This window comes from Acidovorax sp. Root568, assembly GCF_001427445.1.
In the GTDB taxonomy this organism is placed as follows: domain Bacteria; phylum Pseudomonadota; class Gammaproteobacteria; order Burkholderiales; family Burkholderiaceae_C; genus Acidovorax; species Acidovorax delafieldii.
Map to the genome: position 1 here is coordinate 204,987 of NZ_LMGP01000018.1, position 25,947 is coordinate 230,933.

26 protein-coding genes and 1 pseudogene are annotated in these 25,947 nt (G+C 66.7%); 9 read left to right on the forward strand and 18 right to left on the reverse strand.

What is annotated here, in order from left to right; translation table 11 throughout:
• Nucleotides 1–78: 78 nt before the first annotated feature.
• Entirely contained in the window at nt 79–999 is a 921-nt protein-coding gene (locus ASD75_RS18845; protein WP_056747358.1) for a LysR family transcriptional regulator, read from the reverse strand.
• Nucleotides 1,000–1,198: 199 nt separating this feature from the next.
• On the opposite strand from ASD75_RS18845, the gene ASD75_RS18850 reads away from it, so the two are divergent.
• From ASD75_RS18850 to ASD75_RS18860, 3 genes are read left to right on the forward strand one after another with little or no spacing between them, the layout of a single operon-like run.
• Nucleotides 1,199–2,212 (forward strand): porin, encoded by a 1,014-nt coding sequence (locus tag ASD75_RS18850; protein ID WP_056747359.1) that lies wholly within the window; start codon nt 1,199–1,201, stop codon nt 2,210–2,212.
• A 25-nt stretch (nt 2,213–2,237) separates the two neighbouring features.
• Nucleotides 2,238–3,203, forward strand: coding sequence for a tripartite tricarboxylate transporter substrate binding protein (locus ASD75_RS18855; RefSeq protein WP_056747718.1), 966 nt, complete (start codon nt 2,238–2,240; stop codon nt 3,201–3,203).
• Between the two features lie 13 nt (nt 3,204–3,216).
• The gene (locus ASD75_RS18860; protein ID WP_235511658.1) at nt 3,217–5,118 is read left to right on the forward strand and encodes a CocE/NonD family hydrolase; all 1,902 of its coding nucleotides are present in this window, start codon (nt 3,217–3,219) and stop codon (nt 5,116–5,118) included.
• Between the two features lie 22 nt (nt 5,119–5,140).
• On the opposite strand, the gene ASD75_RS18865 is transcribed toward ASD75_RS18860, so the two are convergent.
• Nucleotides 5,141–5,992 carry a phosphatase PAP2 family protein gene (locus ASD75_RS18865; protein ID WP_056747361.1) on the reverse strand — a complete coding sequence of 284 codons (852 nt, stop codon included), beginning with the start codon at nt 5,990–5,992 and terminating at the stop codon, nt 5,141–5,143.
• 312 nt (nt 5,993–6,304) lie between these two features.
• Here ASD75_RS18865 and ASD75_RS24315 point away from each other — a divergent pair.
• A pseudogene (locus ASD75_RS24315) lies at nt 6,305–6,631 on the forward strand (diacylglycerol kinase family protein); the annotation flags it as partial.
• Here the strand turns inward: ASD75_RS24315 and ASD75_RS24320 are convergent.
• Nucleotides 6,625–7,242 (reverse strand): hypothetical protein, encoded by a 618-nt coding sequence (locus ASD75_RS24320; RefSeq protein WP_353937047.1) that lies wholly within the window; start codon nt 7,240–7,242, stop codon nt 6,625–6,627. The pseudogene ASD75_RS24315 and the gene ASD75_RS24320 sit on opposite strands and share 7 nt — an antisense overlap.
• Before the next feature lie 197 nt (nt 7,243–7,439).
• Here ASD75_RS24320 and ASD75_RS18875 point away from each other — a divergent pair, with 197 nt between their 5' ends.
• Both ASD75_RS18875 and ASD75_RS18880 read left to right on the forward strand, forming a co-directional pair.
• Complete coding sequence (locus ASD75_RS18875; protein ID WP_056747363.1) at nt 7,440–8,228, forward strand: metallophosphoesterase; 789 nt, start codon at nt 7,440–7,442, stop codon at nt 8,226–8,228.
• Between the two features lie 314 nt (nt 8,229–8,542).
• Nucleotides 8,543–9,625: an adenylate/guanylate cyclase domain-containing protein gene (locus tag ASD75_RS18880; RefSeq protein ID WP_056060658.1), complete on the forward strand. Its 1,083-nt coding sequence runs from the start codon at nt 8,543–8,545 to the stop codon at nt 9,623–9,625.
• 112 nt (nt 9,626–9,737) lie between these two features.
• Here ASD75_RS18880 and ASD75_RS18885 read toward each other — a convergent pair whose 3' ends face one another.
• The gene (locus tag ASD75_RS18885; protein ID WP_056747364.1) at nt 9,738–10,832 is read right to left on the reverse strand and encodes a beta-propeller fold lactonase family protein; all 1,095 of its coding nucleotides are present in this window, start codon (nt 10,830–10,832) and stop codon (nt 9,738–9,740) included.
• Between the two features lie 127 nt (nt 10,833–10,959).
• Nucleotides 10,960–11,706, reverse strand: a complete 747-nt coding sequence (locus ASD75_RS18890) for a haloacid dehalogenase type II (protein WP_056747365.1) — start codon at nt 11,704–11,706, stop codon at nt 10,960–10,962.
• A gap of 174 nt (nt 11,707–11,880) precedes the next feature.
• Here ASD75_RS18890 and alaC point away from each other — a divergent pair, with 174 nt between their 5' ends.
• Together alaC and ASD75_RS18900 are read left to right on the forward strand one after the other, a co-directional pair.
• Nucleotides 11,881–13,107: an alanine transaminase gene (alaC, locus tag ASD75_RS18895; protein ID WP_056747366.1), complete on the forward strand. Its 1,227-nt coding sequence runs from the start codon at nt 11,881–11,883 to the stop codon at nt 13,105–13,107.
• 148 nt (nt 13,108–13,255) lie between these two features.
• Nucleotides 13,256–13,633 (forward strand): DUF4288 domain-containing protein, encoded by a 378-nt coding sequence (locus tag ASD75_RS18900; protein ID WP_056747367.1) that lies wholly within the window; start codon nt 13,256–13,258, stop codon nt 13,631–13,633.
• 44 nt (nt 13,634–13,677) lie between these two features.
• Here the strand turns inward: ASD75_RS18900 and ASD75_RS18905 are convergent, their stop codons facing one another.
• From ASD75_RS18905 to ASD75_RS18965, 13 genes are all read right to left on the reverse strand, one after another.
• On the reverse strand, nt 13,678–13,905 hold the full coding sequence (locus tag ASD75_RS18905) for a hypothetical protein (RefSeq protein ID WP_146872253.1): 228 nt from the start codon (nt 13,903–13,905) through the stop codon (nt 13,678–13,680).
• Between the two features lie 23 nt (nt 13,906–13,928).
• Nucleotides 13,929–14,765 (reverse strand): urease accessory protein UreD, encoded by an 837-nt coding sequence (locus ASD75_RS18910; protein ID WP_056747369.1) that lies wholly within the window; start codon nt 14,763–14,765, stop codon nt 13,929–13,931.
• Nucleotides 14,766–14,857: 92 nt separating this feature from the next.
• Nucleotides 14,858–16,246: an FAD-binding oxidoreductase gene (locus ASD75_RS18915; protein ID WP_056747370.1), complete on the reverse strand. Its 1,389-nt coding sequence runs from the start codon at nt 16,244–16,246 to the stop codon at nt 14,858–14,860.
• A 101-nt stretch (nt 16,247–16,347) separates the two neighbouring features.
• Nucleotides 16,348–17,268 (reverse strand): ABC transporter permease, encoded by a 921-nt coding sequence (locus ASD75_RS18920; RefSeq protein WP_082565090.1) that lies wholly within the window; start codon nt 17,266–17,268, stop codon nt 16,348–16,350.
• The gene (locus tag ASD75_RS18925; RefSeq protein ID WP_056747371.1) at nt 17,265–18,095 is read right to left on the reverse strand and encodes an ABC transporter ATP-binding protein; all 831 of its coding nucleotides are present in this window, start codon (nt 18,093–18,095) and stop codon (nt 17,265–17,267) included. Before ASD75_RS18925 ends, ASD75_RS18920 begins: the two co-directional genes overlap by 4 nt.
• A 197-nt stretch (nt 18,096–18,292) precedes the next feature.
• Nucleotides 18,293–19,291, reverse strand: a complete 999-nt coding sequence (locus tag ASD75_RS18930) for an ABC transporter substrate-binding protein (protein ID WP_056747372.1) — start codon at nt 19,289–19,291, stop codon at nt 18,293–18,295.
• An 86-nt stretch (nt 19,292–19,377) separates the two neighbouring features.
• Nucleotides 19,378–20,241: a creatininase family protein gene (locus tag ASD75_RS18935; protein WP_056747373.1), complete on the reverse strand. Its 864-nt coding sequence runs from the start codon at nt 20,239–20,241 to the stop codon at nt 19,378–19,380.
• 31 nt (nt 20,242–20,272) lie between these two features.
• Nucleotides 20,273–20,737: a RidA family protein gene (locus ASD75_RS18940; RefSeq protein ID WP_056747374.1), complete on the reverse strand. Its 465-nt coding sequence runs from the start codon at nt 20,735–20,737 to the stop codon at nt 20,273–20,275.
• Nucleotides 20,734–22,053, reverse strand: a complete 1,320-nt coding sequence (locus tag ASD75_RS18945) for an amidohydrolase family protein (protein WP_056747375.1) — start codon at nt 22,051–22,053, stop codon at nt 20,734–20,736. The genes ASD75_RS18940 and ASD75_RS18945 overlap by 4 nt, the downstream gene beginning before the upstream one ends.
• A 23-nt stretch (nt 22,054–22,076) precedes the next feature.
• Nucleotides 22,077–22,664, reverse strand: coding sequence for an NAD(P)H-dependent oxidoreductase (locus tag ASD75_RS18950; protein ID WP_044398955.1), 588 nt, complete (start codon nt 22,662–22,664; stop codon nt 22,077–22,079).
• Between the two features lie 32 nt (nt 22,665–22,696).
• A complete protein-coding gene (locus tag ASD75_RS18955; protein WP_056747376.1) occupies nt 22,697–23,008 on the reverse strand; it encodes a 2Fe-2S iron-sulfur cluster binding domain-containing protein in 312 nt (103 codons plus the stop codon).
• 189 nt (nt 23,009–23,197) lie between these two features.
• A complete protein-coding gene (locus ASD75_RS18960) occupies nt 23,198–23,854 on the reverse strand; it encodes a TetR/AcrR family transcriptional regulator (protein WP_056747723.1) in 657 nt (218 codons plus the stop codon).
• A gap of 67 nt (nt 23,855–23,921) precedes the next feature.
• Nucleotides 23,922–24,437 carry a nucleoside deaminase gene (locus tag ASD75_RS18965; RefSeq protein WP_369804331.1) on the reverse strand — a complete coding sequence of 172 codons (516 nt, stop codon included), beginning with the start codon at nt 24,435–24,437 and terminating at the stop codon, nt 23,922–23,924.
• A gap of 445 nt (nt 24,438–24,882) precedes the next feature.
• Between ASD75_RS18965 and ASD75_RS18970 the strand changes: the two genes are divergently transcribed.
• The gene (locus ASD75_RS18970; RefSeq protein WP_056747378.1) at nt 24,883–25,878 is read left to right on the forward strand and encodes an isopenicillin N synthase family oxygenase; all 996 of its coding nucleotides are present in this window, start codon (nt 24,883–24,885) and stop codon (nt 25,876–25,878) included.
• Nucleotides 25,879–25,947: the final 69 nt, after the last annotated feature.

Below are 25,947 nucleotides of genomic sequence, written 5' to 3' on the forward strand. Positions count from 1 at the left end.
CGCTGCGCGGGAGGGGGACGCACCCGGTGGCCTGGCGAAGCCAGTTCCACGGGTGCACTGGCGAGGGGCGCGCCAGTTTCAGAGAGCTGAAGGCAATGCCACGGCGGGGGAAGGCGCTTCCATCGCCTCCACCAGCAGCCGGGTGAAGGTGTCATGCAACGGCGAAGCCGGTGCGTTGTTCACCGTGGCGATGCCCAGCTGGTAGGCGATGCGGGGCCTGAACGGGCGCGACGTGATCGCCTCGTACGGGCAGTGCTGCGCCAGCAAGGCGTTCACGATCGAGACCCCGAGCCCCTGGGCCACGTGGGCGCAGGCCTCGCTGATGGAGTGCACCTCCAGCGCCACGCGCGGCTGCACGCGCCGTTGGCGAAAGGCCATGTCGATGTCGTGGCGGATCTGCCGCTGGCGCCCCAGCAGGATCAGGCTGACGTCGATCAGGTCGGTGGGGCTGACCTCTGCCAGGCCTTCGAGCGCATGGCCCCGGGGCATGATGCACACGGCTTCGGAGTCCAGGCTGGCGCGGGTGCTCAGTCCCTGCATTTCCATGGGCAGGCGCACCAGGCCGATGTCCGCATCGCGGCTCAGCAGCGCGCGCTCCGTGTCGTTGTACGAGCCTGACAGCACCTCCAGCACCACGTCCGGGTGCGCCTGCATGAAGCGCTTGGCCAGCACCGGCATGAGCGTGGTGGCCAGCGTGCTGGGCACCGCCACCTTCAGCAGGCGCCGCTTGAAGCCGCCCAGGCGCAACTGTTCGGCATGGCGGCGAAAGCACTGCGCCGAGTCCATCAGCACCTGGGCGTCGTGCAGCAGCGCATGGGCTTCGGCCGTGGGACTCAGGCGGCCTTTTTCGCGCACGAACAGACGCAGGGCCAGGTCTTCCTCCAGCTGCGCCAGCAAACGGCTGATGGCGGGCTGCGACAGCCCCATGCGCTCGGCCGCGCCGGTGGTGGAGCCGCTGAGCATGATGGCCTGGAAGGCCTCGAGTTGCTTGAAGTTCATGGGATGGAGAAGGGGCAGACGTTCGGGTATGCAGGCAGCCGGCCTGCATCTTTGCACTGCTGCCACGACAGCGCAAACCTGCGGCCTATTGCATAGGGTCATCAGCGTTCGTCATAGCGTTGTGGCCAAGCACCTCGCTCCACAGAATCGGCGGCGTCATCAGCCAACCTGGCACCACCCCTTCAAGGAGCAAGATTTCATGAGGCGCTCATTTCCCTTCGCGCTGGCCGCCTGCGGCCTTTCCGTTTCGGCTGCGGGGCCCGCTGCCGCACAGGACCTGCAGGTCTATGGCCAGGTGCGACTCACCGTCAACAATGTCAAGACCGGCAACGCCGGTTCCGTCACGGAAGAGCGCGACAATGCATCCCGCCTGGGCTTTCGCGGCAAGGAAGACCTGGGCGATGGCCTGGCCGCCTTGTTCGGCCTGGAGATGGGGCTCGAAGCCGACTCCGGCGCCGCCACCACGCCAGCGTTTCGCAACAGCTATGCCGCCTTGCGCGGCAGCCTGGGCACGGTGGCGCTGGGGCGGCTCGACTCCGCCAACCCGACCGGTTCGCCGCTGTACTCGCAAGTCACGCGCATCACCTCGTTCGCCGCCAACGATGCCGGGGCCACGGCCATCGGCACCTCCATCCTGAACGCGCGCAACCGCACGTCCAACGCCATCGGCTACCAAAGCCCCGCCTGGGGCGGCGTCAACCTGCGGGCGCGCTACTACCTGCGCGGCGATGCCAAGACGCCTGAGCAGGAAAACGGCGCCAAGTCGCTGGACCTGGGCCTCAACTATGCCGACGGGCCCTGGTCGGCAGGCATCGGCTACGGCAAGGACACGCGCCCCGGTGTACTGCTGGCCAACGAGTTCTCCAGCAAATGGCAGGCCGGCGTGCGCTACGACTTCGGCGCGATCGAGCCCTATGTGCTGCTGGGCCGCGATACGTACGCCAGGACGTCGGCCACCACCCGCGCCGATGTGGACTACTGGCTGGTGGGCACCCGCTTTTCAGCTGGCCAGCACGCCATCGTCGTCAACGTGATGCAGCGCGATGTGCAGGCGTCGCTGCGCGGCCTGCGCAAGCGCCAGCAGGTAGCCTATACCTATGCCCTGTCCAAACGCACCGAGCTGCAGGCCTTCATCGACCGCGACGGCGTCGATTCGAGCCGCAGCAATGTGTCCGTGCGCGCCATTGGCGCGGGAGTTCGCCATGATTTCTGATAACAAGCACCGCATGATTCCCTGGATGTCCCGCATGCCGCAAACGCTCGCGCTGTTGTGTTCCTTCATGCTGTGCCACCCGCTGATCGCGGGCGCGGCCGAGTTCCCCGAGAAGCCCGTGCGCATCGTGATTCCGTTTCCAGCAGGGGCAGCTGCGGACACGGCCATGCGTGTGGTGGCACGCAAGATGTCGGACCAGTGGCGGCAGCCTGTCGTCATCGACAACCGGCCCGGTGCGCACGGCTTCCAGGCGGTCTCCTCGGCGCCGGCCGACGGGTACACGCTGCTGATGGGCGCAGGTTCCGGCATGGTGACGGCGCCGCTGCTGTCCAGCAAGCTCACGTACAACCCGTCGCGCGACTTCGTGCCGGTGGGGCGGGTGGTGGTCAACGTGCCCATTCTCACCACGCACCCGAGCCTGCAGGTTCGCACGGTGCAGGAGCTCATCGAGCTGGCGCGCAAGAACCCTGGCGGCCTGAACTACAGCACCAGCGGCAACGGCAGCCCGGGGCATTTGTCGATGGAGATGTTCCAGGCGGCCACCGGCACGCGCATGGTGCAGATCCCGTACAAGGGCGGCGGCCCGGCGGTGAACGAGCTGGCGGGCGGGCATGTGCAGCTGGGCATCAATGCGGTGCCCAGCGTGGCTGCGCACATCAAGGCGGGCAAGCTGGTGCCGCTGGCGGTGGCCAGCGCCAAGCGCTCGCGCGCCTTCCCGCAGGTGCCGACCATGGCCGAGGCGGGGCTCAAGGACTTCGAGTACGACATCTGGTACGCCCTGTTCGCCCCCACGGGCACGCCGGCGGAGGCGGTGCAAAAAATCAGCAAGGTGCTGCGCGCTTCGCTGGCCGACGCGGAGGTGACCGCCTCGCTGGTGGCGCAGGGTGCGGAGCCCGCGCCCACCACGCCGCAGGAGCTCGGCCGCTTCATCCAGGAAGACACGGCGCGCTGGGCCAAGCTGGTCAAGGACCGCAACCTCAAGCTCGACTGAGGCAGGACCTTCAATGACCACGATGATGAATCCAATGGCGCCGTCCGCCGCTCCGGCCGGTGTGGGCGGGGTGGTGCGTCACACCTGCTGGGTGCCCATGCGCGACGGCGTGCGCCTGGCCACCGATGTGTATCTGCCGGCCGGCCACACCGGCCCCCTGCCGGTGCTGCTGGAGCGCACACCCTACGGCAAGGACGAGCCCACCCGGCGCGAGCGCACCGCCGCCGACCCCGCGCCGCTGCGGCGCGGCGAGGTGGCCGAGCGTTTTGCGCGCGAGGGCTACGCGGTGGTGGTGCAGGACTGCCGAGGCCGCTTCGACTCCGAGGGGCAGTTCACCAAATACCTGGGCGAGGCCCACGACGGCGCCGACACCATGGCGTGGATCGTGGCGCAGCCCTGGTGCAACGGCGCCGTGGGTACCTACGGCCTGTCGTACGCGGCACACACTCAGACGGCGCTGGCCAGCCAGCGGCCCGCCGGTCTCAAGGCCATGTTTCTCGAATGCGGCGGCTTTGCCAATGCCTACCGGGGCGGCATCCGCCATGGGGGTGCTTTCGAGCTCAAGCAGGCCGTGTGGGCCCTGCGCAATGCGCGCAGCGGCAGCAACAGCCTGAGCGACGCCGCCCGCCAGGCGCTCGACCAGGCCGACATCGGCGAATGGTTCTTGCGCCTGCCCTGGACGCGCGGCGATTCGCCGCTGCAGTGGGCGCCCGAGTACGAGGACTATCTCTTCGGCCAATGGGAGCGCGGCAGTTTCGATGACCACTGGCGCCAGCCCGAGCTGTATGCGGCAGGCCACTACAGCGCCTTCGAAGGCGTGGCCGTGATGCTGATGTGCGGCTGGTGGGACCCGTATGCGCAGACCACGACCGACAACTACCTCGGACTCTCGCAGCGCGGACAGGGCGACGTGCGCATGGTGCTGGGCCCCTGGACGCATGGCGAGCGCAGCGTGCCGTACGCGGGCGATATGGACTTCGGCCGCGATGCGGTGCTGGATGGCACGCTTGCACCCGACTACGTGCACATGCGGCTCGCGTGGTTTAACCACTGGCTGCGCGGGCAGCCGCTGCCCGAGGGGCAGGACGATGCCGTGCGCTATTTCCGCATGGGTGGGGGCTCCGGGCGGCGCACGCCGCAAGGCCGGCTCGACCACGGCGGGGCCTGGCGCAGCGCGGCCCGCTGGCCCGTGCCGGCGACCACGCTGGTGCCCTGGTACCTCGCGCCGGGCGGGCTGCTGTCGCAGTCCGTACCGCAGGCCGAGGCCCAGGCCGGTTTTTGCTTCGACCCCGCAAGGCCGGTACCCACCATCGGGGGCTCCGTCACCTCGGGCGAACCGCTGATGGTGGCCGGTGCCTACGACCAGCGCACGCACGACGGGCTGTTCGGTGCGCAGGCGCCGTTCGGGCCGCTGGCGGGCCGGGACGACGTGCTGGTGTTCCAGACGCCGCCGCTCGACGGCGATGTGGAGATCACCGGCCCGGTGACCATCGCGCTGTGGGTGTCGTCCACCGCACCCGACACCGACTTCACGGCCAAGCTGATCGACCAGTACCCGCCCAGCGAGGACTACCCCGAGGGGTATGCGATGAACCTGACCGACGGCATCCTGCGCTGCCGCTACCGCGACTCGTGGGAGCAGCCGGGGCTGATGGCGCCTGGCGAGGTGGTGGAGATCACCATCGAGCCCATGCCCACGTCCAACCTCTTCCGCCGGGGCCATCGGATACGGCTGGACATCTCGAGCAGCAACTTCCCGCGGTTCGACGTCAACCCCAACACCGGCGCTCCGGAGGGCAGTGCGGGGCCACGGGTGGTGGCGTTCAACACCGTGCACATGGGGCCGGGGCGTGCGTCCTGTGTGGTCTTGCCGATGCAGCCTATGGAGTCTGCCGAGGACTCCCCCGCACGGTAAACCGGGGCGCCCGGGCGGCGGCTCAGCGGCGCGTCGCCGGGGGCGCAGCGCCGCGCCAGCGCGACACGCTCTCCATGATCAGCACCGTGCACACCATCCACGTGCCGCCCAGCAGCCAGCCTGCCAGCACATCACTGGCGTAATGCACGTGCAGCACCACGCGGCTCCAGCCGGTGGTGAAGATCAGCGCGCCGGCCAGCACCACCGCAGGCAGGTGCCAGGCGCGGGGCAATAGCCGCGTGGCCAGGTAGGCCAGCATGGCGTAGGCCACCATCGATGCGCTGCTATGCCCACTGGGAAAGCTGTAGCCGCTGGCCTCGGCGATGCCGTGCGTGTGCTCGGGCCGCACGCGCTCGAACAGACGCTTCAGCACCTTGGTCAACGCGCCGTTGCCCGCCATGGCCACCAGCCAGCCGGTGGCCAGCAGGCGGTGCTGGCGCAGCCACAGCAGGGCGGCCACGCCCAGCGCCAGCGCGGTCAGCACCCAGGTGTCGCCCAGGTGGGTGAGGGTGGCAAACCATTGCAGCACGCCGGCGGATGCCTGTGCTTGCAGGCCTGCAGCCAGTGCGTCGTCCAGTGCGCCCCAGGTGCCCGGGGCGCGCCCGCTTTCGGCCAGCTCTGCCAGCGCGGCACCTGCCAGAGCCAGCGTGCAGGCCGATGCGGCCATGGCGGCCATCAACACCCAGCGCGCTTGCGCCGGAAACATGCGGCCCAGCGGGGCGCCTGCGTGTTGTCGCAGGCGGCGCAAGCCGGTCAAGGCGACGCTACCCAGCAGGGCAAACGACAGCACGCCAGCCATCCACCAGCCCAGGGGGTGTTGCGCCAGCAGGGCGCCGATGTCGGTGGCGGCCAAAGCGCTGGAGGTTGTGGTCATGGAGATAGTGGGTCCTTTCTTTGGATGCACCCGCAGGGCGGGCGGCCCATGGAGAGAAGCCGCGGGTTGTACCGAAGTTCCCAACATCCCGTTGCGTGATGGGTGTATTGCATCGTCACTGCCGCTGTCGGAGCCGGCTGACAAAGGGTAGGCGTGGCTACCGGCTGCGCGGGGGACAGCCGTTTGTCACCATGGAGTGCCCTGCAATCCGTGTTGACAATCATCGTGTGGTGTGGCCCTGCGGGCTCGCCCGGTCGCTGCGATTGGCTCAGCGCGGTGTGGGGTTGCTCTTGTTTGTTGCAGAGTTTTTGAATGACACCTTCGGAACACACCCTCCCTCCCCAGCCCCGTGGCCCCATCCATCTGGTAGTGCCACGGCGGCCAGGTGCCGACCTGGACCTGCTGCGCGCCAAGCTCGAAGGTGTGCCTGCCTTGCAGGCGCACGACGTGGTGTGGCACGTGCCTGACCGGCGTGCCGACATCGTGCAGCTGGCCGAGCAAGCCGCCCAGGCCGCGCAGGACGATGGTGGACTGGTGGTGGCCGCCGGGGGTGACGGCACCATCAACGCAGTGGCGTCGGCGGCGCTGCGCGCCGGGGTGCCGCTGGGTGTGGTGCCCATGGGCACGTTCAACTACTTCAGCCGTGAACATGGTCTGGCGCTGGACCCCGAGACCGCTGTGCAGGACCTGCTGCAGGCGCTGCATGCGGGCGACCTGCGGCCAGTGCAGGTGGGGTTTGTGAACCGCCGCATGTTTGTGGTCAACGCCAGCGTGGGCCTGTACCCCAAGATGCTGGCCGACCGCGAGATGGCATCGCGCCGCTTTGGCCGCAAGCGCTGGGTGGCCATAGCGGCGGCGGTGTGGAGCCTGTTTCGTCCCGCATCGGGCCGCCGCTGGCGCGTGGTGATGAAGACGCACCAGGGCGCCGAGGCGCAGCAGGAGGAGCATCTGGTCACCACCCTGTTTGTGGGCAACAACCCCTTGCAGCTGGACCGCATGGGCCTGCCGCAGGCGCAGAAGGTGGCAGACGGCGGGCACTTGGCCGTGGTGATGCTCAAGCCCCAGGGGCGTTGGGCCATCGCCCGCACCGTGTGGAACGCGGCCACCGGCCAGCTCGACAAGGACAACGCGGTGGTCAGCATGGCGTGTGCCGAGCTGACCGTGGCGCCCGCCAGCTGGCGGCCCCCGCAGGTCAAGGTGGCGTTTGACGGCGAGCGGGAGTGGATGGCTCCACCCCTGCATTTCCGCATCAGTGCGCGGCCGCTGTGGCTGGTGGCACCGAGCCCGCTGGTGCGCGATGGTGCAGCGCAGACCCCACCACCAGAAGATACCGCTTTCGCAGCCTCCGCAACCGACACGCCTGCGCCCGGCACTACCCCCGCCCCCGGCTTGCTGCCTGCATGATGGGGCCCCCCGTGCGCCTGCCCACTGCCTGCGACCACCTGCAATGACTGTTCTGATGCACCTGTCGGACTTGCACTTCGGTGCGCACGACCCGTTGGTGTGTGCTGCTGTGCAGCGGCTGGCGCAGCGCCTGAGGGTGGCAATGGTGGTGGTGTCGGGCGACCTCACGCAGCGCGCCACGGCCGAGCAGTTTGAGCAGGCCGCGCGGTTTGTGCAGGGCCTGCATGCGCGCAGCACCCTGGTGCTGGCGGGCAACCACGACCTGCCCCTGTTTGCGTGGTGGATGCGCTGGGGCCGTTCGTACGAAAGATTCTCCGAACAGTTCGGCATGGACCAGGAGCCTGTGCGGCAGATGGGAGCGTTCTACGTGGTGGGCGTGAACACCACGCGTGCCTGGCGGCACGAGCGCGGCAGCCTGTCGTCTGCCCAGATCGAGCATGTGGCGCTGCTGCTGGCGCGTGCACCCCCGGGTGCATGGCGCATTGTGGCCAGCCACCACCCGTTGGTAGCGCGCGACGCCGAGGACCGCGACCACCGACCCCACCGCGCCGACGAAGCCGTGGAGCGCTGGCGCATTGCCGGCGCGCAAATGCTGCTGTCCGGCCACGTGCACCAGCCGCGCCTGTTGCAGCCAATGCCGGGGCTGTGGGCCAGCAGCGCGGGCACGGCAGTGTCGCACCGCCTGCGGCACGGCAGCCCCAACAGCCTGGTGGTGCTCAGCACCGAGGTATCAGGCGCTGTGCCAGACGGCCAGGCGAGGGTGGCGGCACGGTGGGACTATGACGGCGCGGTGGGCGAGTTTGTGTGTGTGGACCGGGTGACTGCCAGGTGACGGCGGAAGACGCATCAATTGCTATCTTGTTGATAGCATTTGGTGCATATGGATGTAGCGCTTCAAGCCAAAAAGACCCAATTTTTCTACCGGGAAGCGCTGCGGCGCTGCTGGCACGCCCCACACCGGTTTGCTGATAGCGGGCAGGTGCCGCTGACCTCGCTGTTGCTGCTTTGCCTGGGGTGTTTTCACCGGTTGACCAGCCGTGGGGCGGCGCCTATTCTGGGTGGTGAATGGCAGGCATTGCCTTTAGAACCTGAACAGGTTCTTACCCCCACCCACAAAAACCCGGCCGCTCCACGCCCCAGACCTCCATGCACAAAGAATTCCACCACGACGCTGTGCGCCGCCTGCAGGCGCTGATCGAACGCGAAACCGGCAAGCCCCTGGGCGAGGCGGCGCAGGCCGAGATGGCGGGCATCCTGCACGGTATGGAAAACCCCGAAGGTGCTGCCGCCAACGGCCTGGAGGTGGCGCCGCGCGAGGTCACCATCCTGCTGGCCGACCTGCGCGGGTTCACTGCACTGTCGGGCTCACAGCCCGCGTCGGTGGTCATTGCGGCGCTCAACCGCTGCCTGGCACGGCTGTCGGAGGTGGTGTTCAAGTACCAGGGCACCATCGACAAATTCATGGGCGACTCGATCATGGTGCTGTTCGGCGCCCCGGTGGCCCGCGACGACGATGTGGACCGCGCGCTGCTGTGTGCGGTGGAGATGCAGATCGCCATGCGCGAGCTGAACCTGGCCCACCTGACCGAGCGCCTGCCGGAGGTGTTTCTGGGCATTGGCGTGAACACGGGCACGGTGATGGCCGGGCGATTTGGCTCGGATGTGTATTCCGAATACACGGTGATCGGCGAGGCCGTGAACCTGGCGTCGCGCATCGAGGCGCTGAGCCTGCGGGGCCAGGTGCTCATCAGCGACTCCACCTACCAGCGCTGCTGGGGGCTGGTGTCGGCGTCTGCGCCCATGCAGGTGTTCGTCAAGGGGCGCACGCAGCCTGTCAGCCTGCGTGAGCTGATTGCCATCCCTTCTCACAAGCTCAAGGTGCCCCGCCAGGAGTTCCGCCGCAGCCACCGTGTGGACGCTCGCCTGCCCTGCCTGTGCCAGCGCATGCAGGACAAGATCGTGGTGCCCCACATCGTGCACGGTGCCATCCGCGACATTGGCTACCACGGCCTGCTGGTCGAGCTGATCGAGCCGCTGGAACCCCATAGTGAGATCAAGCTGGAGTTCGAGCTGCCGCTGGTGGACTACCGCGTGGCCGATGTGTATGCGCGGGTCATCACCCTCAAGCAAGAGGGCGACGAATGGGTGGCCGGGCTGGAGTTCACCTCCATCAGCGCCGAGTGCCGCGCCAAGGTGCAGATGTTTGTGCAGCTGCTGGTGGCGCACTGAAGGCCGACTCCACACCCCAGTATCCGTGCCAGATTGCTCAGGCCCGTGGCGTGCAGGCCATGGCCCGGCTGCGGCATGCCTTCCCTGGGCCGGGCGGCACCCAAAGCCAGCGTCAGGAGCGATGGCGCTGCGCAGTCCGCAGGCGCGAAAGCGCCAGGCCACCGAGGGTGGCCGCCAACAGCAGCAGGGCCCAAGCCTGGAGGCTGGGCACAGCGGCCGGGGCAGCGAGCCCGGGTCCACCGATGAACAGGCCCAGTGCTACAGGGTTCGCCCCCACGGGCACGGTGGCGGTGACGGTGTTGGTGGCCAGGTCGATCACCGAGACATTGTTGGTGCCGTTGTTGGCCACATAGGCGCGGGTGCCGGCCGGGTTCACCGCCACGCCATAGGGGAAGAAGCCCACGGGCACGGTGGCGGTGACAGTGTTGCTGGCCAGGTCGATCACCGAGACAGTGCCGGAGTTGCTGTTGACCACATAGGCGCGGGTACCGGCCGGGTTCACCGCCACGCCAAAGGCAATGGCCCCCACGGTCACGGTGGCGGTGACGGTGTTGGTGGCCAGGTCGATCACCGAGACGGTGCCGGAGTTGCTGTTGGTCACATAGGCGCGGGTGCCGGCCGGGTTCACCGCCACGCCAATTGGGTCTACGCCCACGGGCACGGTGGCGGTGACGGTGTTGGTAGCCAGGTCGATCACCGAGACCGTGCTGGTGCCGTTGTTGACGACATAGGCGTGGGTGCCGGCCGGGTTCACCGCCACGCCATGGGGGAAGAAGCCCACCGTCACGGTGGCGGTGACAGTGTTGCTGGCCAGGTCGATCACCGAGACCGTGTTGGTGCCGTTGTTGGTCACATAGGCGCGGGTGCCGGCCGGGTTCACCACCACGCCATGGGGGAAGAAGCCCACGGGCACGGTGGTGGTGACGGTGTTGGTGGCCAGGTCGATCACCGAGACCGTGTTGGAGTCGGCGTTGGTCACATAGGCGCGGGTGCCGGCCGGGTTCACCGCCGCGCCATAGGGGCTGTTGCCCACGGGTACGGTGGTGGTGACGGCGTTGCTGGCCAGGTCGATCACCGAGACATTGTTGGAACTGAGGTTGGGAATGTAGGCGAATGGCGCCGCCTGGGCGAGGCTGGCCAGGGCGCAGGCAGTGAGCAGCAGCAGGTTCCGCAGGCCGGCGCGCAGGGTGGGGAGTGAAGGTCGCATGGGAAAACCTTTGGTGAGAGGGGCAGGGCGTGGGGGTGGAGCAAGCGTAACTCCGTGTTTTGTTTCCTTTGTGGCGAGTCCACAACAAGGGGCCATCGCCTGTGTAGATGGCGTGTCCGGCACACATTCAGCAGCCCAGCATCTGCGCCAGATCGTTCAGGTCCTTGGCATGCAAGTCATTGCCCGGCTGCGGCGACACATCCTTGGGCTGTGCCACGCCAAACTCGTGTGGCCGTTCGATGTACGCCGTGCGCAGGCCACAGCCCCGCGCAGCGGCCAGGTCGTCGTGGTGCGCCGCCACCAGCGCCACCTGGTGTGGCGGCAGGTCAAACACCCGCGCCACGCCCAGGTAGGTGTTGGGATGCGGCTTGTAGGCCTTGAACACCTCGGCGCTCAGCACACAATCCCAGGGCAACCCGGCGCGCTTGGCCATGTTGGTCAGCAGGCCGAAGTTGCCGTTCGATAGCGTGGTGATGGTGTAGCGCTGCTTGAGCCGCGTCAGGCCTTGCACGCTGTCGGGCCAGGCATGGAGCCGGTGCCACGCGCGGTTGAGGTGGTGGCGCTCGGCATCGCCCAGGTGTGCCAGCCCAAAGCGCGGAAGGATCTCGTCCAGGATTTGCCGGTGCAGGGCATCGATCAGCGTCCAGCCCTGTTCGCCGCGCATCACCCGCGCCATGGCGGGCTGGTAGCCCGCGCGCCACGCCAGTGCAAACGCATCGGCATCCACCTGGGGATAGAGTGCCCGCACCTCGCGCGCAATGCTGCCGTGCCAGTCCACCACGGTGCCAAAGATGTCGAAGGCCAGCACCTGCACCTGGGCAAAGGGATGGTCGGCAGGCAGGGCAGTGGGGTTGGTGGATGGGAGGGTGTTCATGCGCCCATCGTAGAGGCGGCGGCAAGCCCTCGTCCCCACTGCGGCATTGCCGCCACACTGCGCACAAAGGGCTGGAGCGCTACCCGCAGCTTGCGCTACATTGGCTGCGGGCTGGCCTTTCTGCCAGCCACGTCGCTCGGACGGTTCCGGGCGCTTACGTGAAAGTCACACCGCATGTCTGCATCGCAGGGCAAGCGCCGTTTTGCGCGCATCGATCGCCTCCCTCCCTACGTCTTCAACATCACGGCCGAGCTCAAGCTCGCCGCCCGCCGCCGGGGCGAAGACATCATCGACATGAGCATGGGCAACCCCGACGGGGCCACACCACCGCACATCGTCGCCAAGCTCACCGAAGTGGCCCAGCGGCCCGATACCCACGGCTACAGCGCCAGCAAAGGCATCCCGCGCCTGCGCCGCGCCATCAGCCACTGGTACAAAGACCGCTACGCGGTGGACATCAACCCCGACACAGAGGCCATCGTCACCATCGGCTCCAAGGAGGGCCTGGCCCATCTGATGCTGGCCACGCTGGACCGGGGCGACACCGTGCTGGTGCCTGACCCGAGCTATCCCATCCACATCTACGGTGCGGTGATTGCGGGTGCCGACATCCGCAGCGTGCCCGTGGCGCCCGATGTGGACTTTTTTGCCGAGCTGGAAAAGGCCATCCGCGGCAGCTACCCCAAGCCCAAGATGATGATCTTTGGCTTCCCCAGCAACCCCACCGCGCAGTGCGTGGACCTCTCGTTCTTCGAGCGCGTCATCGCCCTGGCCAAGAAGCACGACATCCTGGTGGTGCACGACCTGGCCTATGCCGACATCGTGTACGACGGCTACCGCGCGCCCAGCATCATGGAAGTGCCCGGCGCCAAGGACGTGGCGGTGGAGTTCTTCACGCTCAGCAAAAGCTACAACATGGCTGGCTGGCGCGTGGGCTTCATGGTGGGCAACCCCGACCTGGTGGCCGCGCTGGCCCGCATCAAAAGCTACCACGACTACGGCACCTTCACGCCCCTGCAGGTGGCCGCCATCGCCGCGCTGGAGGGCGACCAGCAGTGCGTGAAAGACATCGCCGCCCAGTACCAGCGCCGCCGCGACGTGCTCTACAAGGGCCTCACCGAAGCCGGCTGGGCCGTGGACTGCCCCAAGGCCAGCATGTACATCTGGGCCCGCATCCCCGAGCCCTACCGCGCGCTGGGTTCGCTGGAGTTCGCGCGGCAGTTGCTGGACAAGGCCAAGGTGTGTGTGTCGCCTGGCATTGGGTTTGGCGACCAGGGGGACGAGTACGTGCGGTTTGCGTTGATCGAGAACGAGGCGCGGATTCGGCAGGCGGTGCGGGGGATTCGGGGGATGTTCAAGGCCGATGGCTTACTGAAGGTGCCAACTGTGGCGCCGGTGTAAGCCAGCGAGAACTGCCGGTTTGAGGATCACACTACACACGGACTCCGAGCGGTTGGCCTTGAACGGGGCCACCGTTCGGTGTCCGAAAAAACCGCTGCAGAGCATTTCAATTGACAGGCTGTAGCGGCCCCATGCATGGAATTCTTCAATGGAATACGACAAGAATATTTCACCTGTGGGCTGGTATGTGGTTTCCTACCTGCTGCGCTTCGTGGAGTTGAATGACGACAGGAAAGACGATGATGAAGCTCGATTCCTGTCTTGGGAAAACACCGTTCTTGTACGTGCGTCAAACCTCGATGAAGCCCATCAAAAGGGTCTGTCGGTTGCTCGCGAGAACTCGAAACCCTACAAGGGTGGGCCCGAAGGTGTACCTGTTCAATGGAGGTTGGTAGGTATCACTGATGTCCTGCCTATCTACGAAGAGCTGGCAGATGGGGCGGAAATCATGTGGACGGAGCGTGCCCCTCGAAAGCTCAAGAACCTCAAACAGATGGTCAGGCAGAAGGGGGATTTTCGGCAGTAGATGCCAATCCCTACGCGGATGTTGGAAATCATCGGCTTTCGAAATCAATCCCTGGGGGCGCTTTCCCAAATCAGCCCTGCGCCAAAGCTGAATATCACTAGCAACACGCCGTACCACCCGGTGAACCAACTGATGTTGATAGCCAAAAAGACGGCTGAAATCAGCGCAAAAAGCACCGCGAGTCCAATGCGCCAGTGAAACGCCAACATCGTGATCAGTTCAAAAAGGGCGTCCATACAACCTTTCAATTCAGCCGGATTGTCGTCGGCCACATGCGCCGCCTCACGCGGCCCACCTACATCGCCCAAATCCTGGGCGCCTCCCCCTCCAACCCCCACAACACCTCCCGCCAAACCACCCGCACGGCCTTGAGCAGCCTCATCGCGGGCTCCACCTGCGGCGCCAGCACGCGCACCACCACCATGCGGTCGTTGGGGCTGGTGGCGCCTGCAGTGGCCTTGACCTGGGGGTGCTGATCCATCACTGCACGGGCCGCGTCCAGGGCCGCGTCGCGGCGGGTGCGGTCAAGGGGCGTGCCTGCGGCAAAGAACATGCTGGCCATGCAACGGTGGCCTGCCAAGCCCAAGGGACTGCTCAGCAGCCGGTCGTCGGCGGCGTCGATGACGCCGCGCTCCAGCCACAGGCCGGGCACTTCCAGGTGCTGGGTGAAGCGGCCTTGTTCAAACGGCTGGCCCGCGTGCGGCAGGCCCAACGCGGTCACGTCCCAGGCGATGCATTCGGCGCCGGAGGCCAGGTTCAGCGTGAGGTGGTTTTCGGCGTGGCAGGCGCTGTAGCAAAGGGCTTCCAGCGGTAGCCATTCCAGGCGCGCGCCTTCGGCCAGGGTGAGGTGGCTGCGTTGCAGCGCCAGCGGGCCGGTGGAGCGGTAGAAGCGTGTGGCGCCGGGCGTGGTGATCAGGCCGTGGGCGCCTGGGCCCACGGTGGCGGTGATGTCCAGCGTGTCGCCACCCACCAGGCCGCCGGGCGGGTGCACCAGCACGTTGTGGCAGATGGCGTCGCCCTCGGGGTACAGGCTTTGCAGGATGCGCAGCGGCCCGTTGTGCTCGTAGCGGGCTACCGTGCGGGCGCTATGTTCTGCCGTGTAGTCGAGCTGAAGGCGGGCGTGCCAGGGCATGTTTCGATGGGTTGCTACTAAATGAGTAGCTGATTATGCCCTGCAGGTAAGCGGTAGAGGCCCGTGGGTGCGACACGCGCCACCCGTTTTCTCTACGCTGTTTGGCGTACAGGTGTCTGCACGGGGGCTGTGGGTTCGGCCGTGTACCAGCTGCGCAGCTTGCCCGGGTTGAGCAGGCCCTGGGGGTCAAAGCGGCGCTTCATGTCCACCACGGCCGGGTCCAGGTTGTTCTGCTTGCCGTCTTCCACGATGTACACATGTGGGTTGTTGATCTGCACGCCGTGGTCGCGGTAGATCTGCATGATCTGGTTCAGGCGCTCTTCGGTGGTGTAGCGGATGATCTGCAGGCCGCTGCAGTTGAAGGCGCCTTCCTTGGTGCGCAAGAACTCCAGGTGCATCATCACCTCGCCCTTCAGCGCGGCCTCCAGCGCCTTCACCTGCTTGAGGCGGTGCATGGGGTTGAAGCCGCTCTGGATGTAGGTCAGGCCCTTGTCCACCTTGAGGGCGTGCAGGGTGGTGTGGTTCCAGGTGTATTCGAGCAGCGTCTTGTGGCTGCTGGCCACTTCGTCGGCCGTCTTGCGGTAGGTGACCTGGCCGCCGTGCTGCGCCACCATGTCGCGCATGCCGGCCTCGGAGTGCGGGGCCACCAGCAGCAGCACCGCGTGCTGGTCGGCAGGCAGGTGCTCTGCCAGACTGGTGAAGTACTGCGGGATGGGGGCGGCCACAAAACACACCTCTTTTTTCTCCAGCCCGGGGGCGCTGCCAAAGCGGTCGGCAAAGTCCAGCGCGGCGTCAAACTGCTCGAAGGTGGCGATGCATTCGGTCCACTCCACGGCGGGGGTCAGGGCCACTTCCAGCTCTAGCACGATGCCGTTGGTGCCGTAGGTGTGGTGTAGCAGCATGGCCTCGGGGCCGCGCAGTTCGATGACTTGGGGTTCCGGCTCTACCGTCATGGCGCGCACGGCCAGCACATTGCCGGGCGCGGCCAGCGGGCCGTGGTTGATGGAGCCCGCACCCCCAAAGCCGCCGCCAAACAGCCCGCCCAGCGTGGCGCTGCGGTAGGTGCTGGGCAGCCAGCGCAGCTCTTGCCCGTGGGGCTTGGCCTGCGCGTCAAAGTCCGCCAGCCGGATGCCTGACTGCGCACGGCCAACCCCGCCGCGTACCCAGCCAAAGGCGTTGTAGCCCGACAGGTCCAGGATCACGCCGCCGTGCAGCGGCGTACTCTGGCCGTAGTTGCCGGTACCGCTGCCGCGCACGGTGAGGGGGATGCCCGCGCTGGCGCAGGCGGCCACCACTTGGCGGATTTCTGCTTCGGTGCGCGGGCGCACGGCGATGTCGCCGCGCTTGCCCGCCAGGTCACGCTTGAGCACGGGGCTGAACCAGGCAAAGTCCTGCGAGAGGCGGCCCACGCGCAGCGGGTCGGCGATCCAGTCCAGGTCGGGCAGCAGGTCGGGGAGTTGTTGGGCGGTGGTGGTGGTCATTTCTGTATCTCCTTGGCCGCTGGTGGCCGTTTGGGGCAAAAGGAAGCCCTTGCCGCGCGCCAGTGGCTGCGCGCGGTGTGTTGGCGATGGGGGTGAAAGGGCTAGTCGTGCGACGTTTCGCTGGCGTGCCAGCCGCCCAGGGCGACGCGTGTGAGCCATGCCATGAGCACGAAGAGCGCGACGCCGGTGAGCGATATCAGCAGCAGTGCAGCAAACATGCGGGGGATGTTGAGCTGAAAGCCCGCCTGCAAAATCTGGTACGCAAGCCCCGCACCCTGGCCACCGGTGCCCGCGACAAATTCGGCCACCACGGCGCCGATGAGCGCCAGGCCGCTGGAAATGCGCAGCCCGCCAAAGAAGTAGGGCAGCGCGCTCGGGATGCGCAGACGCAGCAGCGTCTGCAGCCGCGTGGCGCGGTTGAGCTGGAAGTAGCTTTGCAGGTCAGGCTCCACACTGCGCAAACCCAGCGTGGTGTTGCTGATGATGGGGAACAGGGCCACCAGTGCGGCGCAGATCACCATCGACGCCGTCGGGTCCTTCACCCAGATGATGATGAGCGGTGCCACGGCCACGATGGGCGTGACCTGCAGCAGCACGGCGTAGGGAAAGAGCGCGGTCTCGATGCGTTTGCTCTGAACGAACAGGAACGAGATCAGCACGCCCGCCACCGTGGCCACCACAAAGGCCAGCACCGTGATCTTGACGGTGACCCATAGCGAGCCGCCCAGGGCGGCCCAGTCGGTGAACAGCGTCTTCATCATCAGGATGGGTGAGGGCACCAGATAGGGCGGTAGCTCCATGGCCGTGACTAGCCCCTGCCACAGCGCGATCAGCACCAGGCCCACCAGCACGGGGTACACCACGCGCTGCACGCGGGGTTGGGCCATGAGCGGCGGGCGTTTGGGTGTGGCCTTGGCGGCAGGTTTGGCAGCGACTGCCGCAGGCGCTGAGCGCGGGGCGGCTGCGGGGTGGGCGGTGACCACGGGCGACGCCATCGGTGCGGAAGGGAAGGGGGTGCTCATGCCACGGTCTCCTCGGTGTCCACGCTGGCGCGAAGCAGGCTGTCCTGCAGCAGCTTGGCGTAGCGGCTGAATTCGGGCGACACCGTGAAGTCGGCCGTGCGGGGGTAGGGCGCGTCGATGCGGAACTCTTCGACCACGCGGCCCGGGCGCGCAGCCATCATGACCACACGGCTGGAGAGGAACACCGCCTCGTGGATCGAGTGCGTCACAAAGATCACGGTGAGCTTCTTCTTGCGCCACAAGTCGAGCAGGTCGGCGTCGAGCTTGTGGCGCGTGATTTCGTCGAGTGCGCCAAAGGGCTCATCCATCAGTAGCAGGTCGGGCTGGGTGACCAGGCCGCGTGCAATCGACACGCGCATTTGCATGCCGCCCGACAGTGCACGGGGCAGGGCGTTGGCAAACTTGGACAAGCCCACCAGCGCCAGCGCTTCGGTCACGCGCGCGTCGGCCTCGGCACGCGGCACGCCTGCCAGGTCCAGCGGCAGGCGCACGTTGGTCTGCACACTGGCCCAGGGCATGAGCGTGGGCGACTGGAAGACAAACGCCATCTTCTTGCCGCTTTCGTCCAGCTGTGCCACAGGTTTGCGCCACAGGTGCAGGCGGCCGTCGGTGGGCTCCAGCAGGCCCGCCACCATTTTCAGCAGCGTGCTCTTGCCGCAGCCCGAGGGGCCGAGCAGGGTGACGAATTCGCCTTCCTCAATGGTCAGGTCCACCGGCAGCAGGGCCTGGGTGCCATTGGGGTAGGTTTTTTCGGCCGAGAGCACCTCCACGGCAGGTGTGGGGCGCGGCGCGGGTGCCAGAGGTGGCGAGGCAGCGGGAATGGACATGGTGGTGCCTTTCGATGGATGTGGCCGGGGAGGCTGGCCGCTGTGTCAGGGCGATGGGGCTTATCTGTCGTCGCGCTTGGCTTGGCGCCAGCCGCTGGAAACTGGCGCGGCCCGAGCCAGCGAACGCCGAGCAAGGGCCGCCCCGCAGCGAGGGCGTTGTCCCCCTTGGGGGAAGGCGCGAAGCGACTCAGGGGGGATCAAGGAAGAACCTTGAGGTCTTTGACGAACGACGTGGTGTAGGTCTCGGCCAGCTTCACCTTGGCAGGGTCGATGAGCTTGGCGTCCACCAGGAAGTCGTAGCTGGCCTTGGCGCGCGCGTCGGTCATGATGCCGATGCCCATGGTGGTGGCATCGCCGCCCGTGGCCATGCCCATTTCCTTGAGCTTGGCCACGCTGTAGGCGAGCTGCTCGTCGGTCATGTTGGGGTTGTCCTTCTTGATGAGCGCGTTGGCGGGGGCTGGGTCTGCCAAGTAGCTCTTCCAGCCTTCCATCGACGCCTTCACGAACGAGGCCACAGCGGCGCTGCGGTCCTTCACCGTCTTTTCCATGCACGAGATGGTGGTGGCATAGGCGGGGTAGCCTTGGTCGCTGAACATCAGCGTGTTGGCCTTAACGCCCGCCTTGGCAATCGCAAACGGCTCGGATGTCAGGTAGCCCTGCTGGGCGGCGTTCTTGTCGGCCACGAAGGGCTGGATGTTGAAGGTGTAGGGGCGCGTCTGCGAGTCGGTGAAGCCGTATTTGGCCTTGAGCCAGGGCCAGTAGCCGCGCTGGGCCGACGAGGCGATCAGGATGGTCTTGCCCTTGAGGTCTTCGAATTTCTTCACGTCCTCGTGCGCGATGAGCACCTGCGGGTCCTTCTGGAATACGGCCGCCACATTGACCACGGGCACGCCGCCTTCACGCATCTGGATCATCTGCAGGTCGCTCGACCCCATCACGCATTCGGCCTGGCCGGCGGCCATCATCTGCACGATGTTGACCTGCGGGCCGCCCATCTTGATGGTCACATCCAGCCCGTACTTTTTGTACAGGCCCGTGGCCACCGCCTGGTAGAAGCCGCCATGCTCGGCCTGCGCATACCAGTTGGTCATGTAGGTGAACTTTTCCTGCGCGTGGGCTTGCATGGTGCCGACGGCACCAACAGCGAGCAGCGCGGCTGCACCAAGTTTGGAAAGGCGGGAGGCGGTCTTCATCATGGTGGTACTCCGGTAGGGTGGTGGAGGTGGAACGAAGGGACAACGAAGGGGAAGGCGAAACGGTTTTGCAGTAGCGTTTGCAGGTTTCAGGCCAGTGCGCTGGAGTGCTCCACGTGCCCGGTGTGATGGGCGCGGCCCCAGGTGGGCTCAGCGCGCGGTGCCCACTGCAGCTTGTGCAGCTCGGCAATGGCGGCGGCCCAGCTCACGGCCAGCGAGTCGAGGATGGCGTGCCCTTGTTCGGCCGTGGCGGGCAGCGGGTCGCCAATGATTCCGCTGGGGCCGAAGTCGCGCGCACTCCAGGCGCAGGCCGGGCGGCCGTCGGGTGAGAGCAGGGGCGAGTCAAAAACGGGTGGGTAGTTGACTACCGCACGCTCCATGTGCACGGTGTCGGGGGCCAGCGCCAGCATCAACGCGGTCTCGGCATGGCCTGCGTGCATAGCCAGTTTCTTTTCGGTGTCGGACAGGTACTTGCCAGCCACATGCGGCACCCGCCAGGTGAAGCTGGGCACCACAATGAAGTCGCCATGGCGCAGGCGCAGCTCACGCGCGCACATTTCCATCACCTGCGGCTGACCGCCGTGGCCGTTGACGAACAGCAGCTTGCGAAAGCCCGCGCGGTATACCGACTCGCCCACCTCGTTCATGGTGGCCAGCAGGGTCTCGCCGCTCAGCGTGACGGTGCCGGGGAAGTGCAGGTGTTCTTCGGACTTGCCGTAGGTGATCGGCGCCATCGCGAACGCAGGCACCTCGGCCGGCAGGCGCGCCAGCGCGTGGCCCACTACGCCCGCGCTGATCACCGTGTCCACCGCACACGGCAGGTGCGGGCCATGCTGCTCGGTGGCGCCGGTGGGCAGCACGATGACGGTGTTTTCCTTGTCGGGCAGGTCGGCGATCTCGGTCCAGCTCAGGTAGGGCAGGTAGCGGTGGGGCGGGTTGTAGCCGTGCAGCATGAAAGACTTTCGTGAGGGTGTCGGGGGTGGCTCAGCGCTGGGGCAGGTAGGCGGTCGCTTCGACCTCGATGAGGATGTCGGGCGTGGGCAACATGCCGCTCACTTCCACTACGGTGGATGCGGGGGGCTCGCCGGGGAAGAACAGCTTGCGCACGCGGCTGTACTGTGGGAAGTGGTCCAGGTTCTTGAAGTACTGCACCAGCTTGAACACGTCGGACATCTGGCCGCCGGCGGCCTCAATGGTCTGGCGGATGCGGTCGAGCACATACCAGCTCTGCGCGAGGATGGGGCCTTCCTTGATGTCGCTGCTGAACTCGCCGGTGCGGCCAATCAGCGTGGCGGCCTCATGCGGGATGTCGTCGTAGCCGCGCACGATGCGGCTGGCGGCAGGGTCCACGGCAATGATCCCGCTCAGGTAGATGAAGTCGCCTGCGCGGCGCCATGCGGCGTAGCGGGCCAGGGGCTGGGCGATGCCCGGCGCAGATGTGGGGCTCATGCGAGGCTCCTTGCGGATTGGGTGGTTGGCACATGCCAGGCAGCCGGTGCATGGCCGCTGGCGACGCGGCCCTGGCGCAGCACCACACGGCTTTGTGCGCGCGATGGAAAGCCCCAGTGGTCAGCCTGCGTGAAGACCAGCAGGTCAGCCACCGTGCCAGGCTGCAGCGGCAGCGCTGTGGTGCCAGTGTGGCCGGTGCACAGCCAGTCGGCGCGGCACAGCGATTCGCTCCATTGGTCGAAAGGTGCATCCAGCTGCGCAGCCAGCACACCCGTGGCCAGGGCTTCCAGCGGGTCAAAGCTGCCCACGGGGCTGAACGGGTCTTGCACGTTGTCGCTGGCGACCAGCACCGGGATGCCGCGTGCACGGGCCTCCTTCACCAGCGTCAGGCCCCGCTGGCGCGGCGTGCGGCCGGTGGTGGCGTCCTGCAGCAGCAGGTTGGTGATGGGCAGCGTGACCAGGGTGATGGGGCTTTGTGCCACGGCATCGAGCGTGGCGAGGGCCGTGGCCTCGTCCTGTGCGGCCAGCGCGCAGGTGTGGCCGCAGACCACATGGCCTTCGAAACCCAGCTCCTTGAGCAGTGCGGCGGTGGTCGCCAAGCCCTGGGCGCCGGGGTGCAGTTCTTCGTCCACATGCAGGTCGACGTTCAGCCCGTGGTGTTGTGCGGCTTCCAACAGGTGGTGCAGCGCCTGCGGGTCCCAGTTGGTGGAATGCACAAAGCCGCCCAGCAATGCGCCGGGGCCGCTGGCGGCCACGGTGGCGGCCAGCCGCAGGGCGGCGCTGCGGTCTGCGTACAGGTGTAAGGGGATCAGGCTCACGCGCTCCAGCGTGATGCGGTCGGCCCAGTCGTGGGCCAGTGCGCGCAACACGTTCCAGGCCAGTGGCTGCGCGTCGGGCTCCCACCAGTCGCAGTGGGTGCGCAGGTGGACGGTGCCTGCGTCGTAGGCCCATTGCAGCGCGCGGCTGGCGCGGGCGTGGATGTCGGCTTCGGTCCAGCTTTGGCGGTCCACCATCATGGCCTCGATGGCGCCCAGCAGGCCGGGTTTGACCTCTCCCATGCGCGGCAGGGTGAAGGCCTTGTCCAGGTGGGTGTGCGCATCGACCAGGCCGGGCAGCACCAGCGCGCCTGCCACGTCCCACACAGCGCCGTGTAGCGCAGGCTGGGTGCCGTGGGGCAGCACTTGCACGATGCGGCCCTGGGCCAGGCGCAGATCGGCCAGTGCGGGCTGGTGGCCCTGCTGCGGCCACGGGGAGGGCAGCAGCCAGCGCGGCAACCGGGCGCGCAGGATGTGGTCGGGGGTGTTGGATGCGTGCATGCCGTGGCCCTTAGAACGTTGTCTTATGCAAAGCGCGCCATCGCCTGGCCCACGCGGGCCTTGAAGGCCGCCAGCCGGGGCGGTGTGGCCACGTTCATGTGGTAATAGGCGTGGTAGTCCACCCGCGCTTTTCCGCCCGTGAGCAGGCGCATGTAGCGGGTGATGGACTTGCGCGGCGGGTCGCCCATGAACAGGGCCGTCCAGCGGGGGCGGCCATAGGTGACCACGGCGGAGATGCGCTTGATGTGCGTGAGCGACGGCTTGACGTTGTGCGGGTCGCTGATGTCAAACGCCACGCCGGGCATGAGCACGCGGTCGAAAAATCCCTTGAGCATCGCCGGCATGCCAAAGCACCAGGTGGGAAAGCAGAACACCACGGCTTCGGCCCAGAGCAGGCGGTCCACATAGCCCTGCACGGGCAACTGGTTGCTGGGCACCTCGTGGTAGCCCAGGCGCTCTTCGCGTGTCATCACGGGGTTGAAGCCCTCGGCGTACAGGTCGCAGTCGTCCACCTCATGGCCCGCGCCGCGCAGCTGCTGCACCACCTCGGTGTGCAGGGCTGCGTTGTAGCTGGTCTCTACCGGGTGGCAATAGATCACGAGGATGCGCATGGCGGGGGTCCTTCGGGTTGTGGGGGATGGGCCTACAGGTCCAGCGTGAGCGTGGGGCTGTGGCTGCGCGCGCAGCACACGGCGACGTGGGTGGCTTGCTCTGCAGCGCTCAGGCAGCTGTCGCGGTGGTCGGGCTCGCCGTCCAGCCAGCGGGTGACGCAGGTGCCGCACACGCCCTGCTCGCACAGGGTTTCCAGCGGTACGCCAGCGAGCTGCAGCACATCGGCCATGCTCTCGCCGGGGGCGACGGGCAAGCGCATCTGGCTGCGCTGCAGGATCAGCTCGAATGCGTGTTCTGTGCGGGTGGCGCAGGTACTGCTGGCGGTGTCAGGGGCTGTCTGCATTGTTTGACCATGTGATTTGATCGATTGGTCAAACTATTGCAAAGGCTGTGCCAGCCACAAAAAGCGGTCAAACGTCTTTGTGGTGGATCAACGCGGCCTGAAAGCGGCTTTTGACGCCGCGTGCTGGTGCAAATTTCCCGGGACTCGTCCCTCGGGCACCTGAGGGATGCCCAGAATGGGGCGGGGGCCTTAGTCTGGTGCGAGGCCGCAGCCCAGCAGCACAAAGCTGGTGAGTTCGCGCACGATGGGCTCGCGGTCGATGGGCTCGTCGGGCGCCAGGCCCAGCATGATGTGCACCTGCACGCCGTAGTCGGCGTAGTGCTGCGTCATGCCCCAGATCTGCATCAGCAAAACCTTGGCGTCCACCTTGCGCATGCGGCCTTCGGCAATCCAGCGGTTGATGAGGTCCACCTTCTGCTGGGTGGACTTGACGGCCACCGGCCAGTACTTGCCCAGATTGCGCCCACCGCCCAGCACCTCGGTGGTGAAGATGCGCGACAGGCCCGGGTTGTCCAGCGCGTAGTCGAGCTTTTTGCGCACGTAGCTGCTCAACACCTTCTTGGGATCGTCGCTGTTGCTGTCGAAAATGAAGGCGCCCGACCAGCCGTTGAGCACCGAGTACAGCAGCTCTTCATACAGCTCTTCCTTGCTGCTGATGTAGTAGTGCAGCTGGGGCTTGGTCAGGCCGGCGCGCTCGGCAATGGCCTTGGTGGATGCCCCCTTGAAACCATGGCGGCTGAACTCGGCAATGGCCGCTTCGCGGATGGCGCCCAGGATGCGTTCGCGGCCTTGTTTGGCGCGGCTGAGCAGCGCGCCGGAGGCGGCTTCGGCTTCGGATTCGGTCATGGCTTTGGTGCGAGGCATGGGGGGATTGCAGAGTGTGCGCCGCAGATTCTGCCCGCGCAGGAGTGGGTCAGACTTTCCAGAACCCGATATGCGGTGCGCTGGCTTCTTCGACCAGCGCCGGGCCGATGCATTCGATGGCGTGGGGCGAGGCGGCAAACACGTCGCGGCACGACAGCTCGGCGTCGCGCTGTTCGGCACGTTCGCCCCGGAACACGCGCAGGCGTTCGGCATCAATGCCGAACACCACGCGCCCAATGCCCGACCAGAAGATGGCGCCCGCACACATCACGCAGGGCTCGGCCGACGAATACAGCGTGGCCTTGGCCAGGGCATCGCGGCCCACGCGGGGGCTGAGCTGGCGCACGGCATTGGTTTCGGCGTGGCCGGTGCAGTCGCCGGTCTCGGTGGTGTTGCAGTAGGCCTCGGCCAGCAGGTGCCCTTCGGCGCTGATGACCACCGCACCAAACGGGCGGTTGCCGCGCGCGCGGGCGGTGCACGACCACGCGATGGCCTGGCGCAGGTAGGTGCCGTCGGTGTCGTTGATGGGGGTAGGGTCGTCAAAGCTGGCCGGGGGTGCAGACATGAGCGCGTGCATGGTGTGTCTCCGTCGATGGTGGGTGGGTTGCTGTCGTTGTGCAACGCCGGACTGTCTGCACGCCCGCCGTTGTGGTGCAGGGCGCTATGCATTTGGCATGCCAATCACAATCAGTGACATGTATGCATGGCTTTGGACGCGCTGTGCACAAGCGCTCTGACTTTGCGCTGGCACACATGCAAGGCGCGTGGGCATTCTTCTTGCATCGCTATTGGCAAGAGTAGAAGCGTTCACTGCGTTGTCCCTGTGCCATCCTGCACGAGGCGATGCCAGTCGGAAATTGCTCTTGAAGCCCGCTGTGCGCACAGCGGTGTGCGTTGGCACACCGTGGCTTCAAGGGTTGAACGGCCGGCCGCAGCAGGCGGTGCCAAACGCTCTTGAAGCACCCAGCGGGAGGGCCTTTCTTCCTTCCACTTGTCTTCAGGAGAACTGCATGACCACCACTGCCACCTACGACCTCGCCGAGCTGCAAAAAGAAACGCGCATGGGCGCGATGGGCTCGGAAACCGCGAGCCGCGAGATCCGCCGCATCGACCTCAGCCACTTTGCTCAGCGCAAGACCGAGATTGCCGATCAGCTATGGGACGCCGCCGTCGATGTCGGCTTTTTCCAGATCGTGAACCACGGCATTGACCTGGCCGGGGTGCATAAAGCCTTTGCGATGACCGAGCGTTTCTTTGCGCTGCCGGATGCCGTGAAGGCGCAGTACCCGCTCAAGAAGGCGCTCAACGTGGGCTGGGAGAGCCGCGCGCAGGTGCGCCCCTCCACCGGCACACCGGACCAGAAGGAGTCGTACCAGATCACCCGCCCGCACATGGCAGGCCTGTGGCCCACCGACGAGGAGCTGGCGGGCTTCCAGGCCACCATGCTCGCGTTTGAGGGCCAGTGCTGGCAGGTGGCCATGCAGGTGCTGTCGTGCTTTGCGTGGAAGCTGGGGTTTGACGAGGCCTTCTTTGCCGGCGCGCACGACCCTGCGCAGGCCAGCTACCAAAGCACCTTGCGCCTGCTGCACTACTTTGCGACCCCGCCCGAGCAACAAGCCAGCCTGGGCCTGTGGCGCGCCGGGGCGCATACCGACTTTGATTGCCTGACCCTGCTCTTTCAGCGCCAGGGCCAGGGCGGCCTGCAGGTGTGCCCGGGCAAGGAGATGGACACCCAGGCCTGGACCTCGGTGGAGCCCGACGAGCAGGCCATCACCTGCAACATCGGGGACATGCTGATGCGCTGGAGCGACGACCAGCTGCCCAGCAACTTCCACCGTGTGAAGAACCCTCTGCCAGGCGAGTACATGGGGCCGCGCTACAGCATCGCCTTCTTTGCCCAGGCCAACCGCGACGCCATCATCGAAGGGCCCGGCAAGAAGTACCCGGCGATTGCCGCGGGCGACTACCTGAACCAGCGGGTGGCGGCCAACTTCAAGGCTTATTGACGCGTGACTTGGGAGGCAGGGGTGGGCGCTTGTCCGCCCCGCCGATGCCTGGGTGGTCGGCTGCCGTAG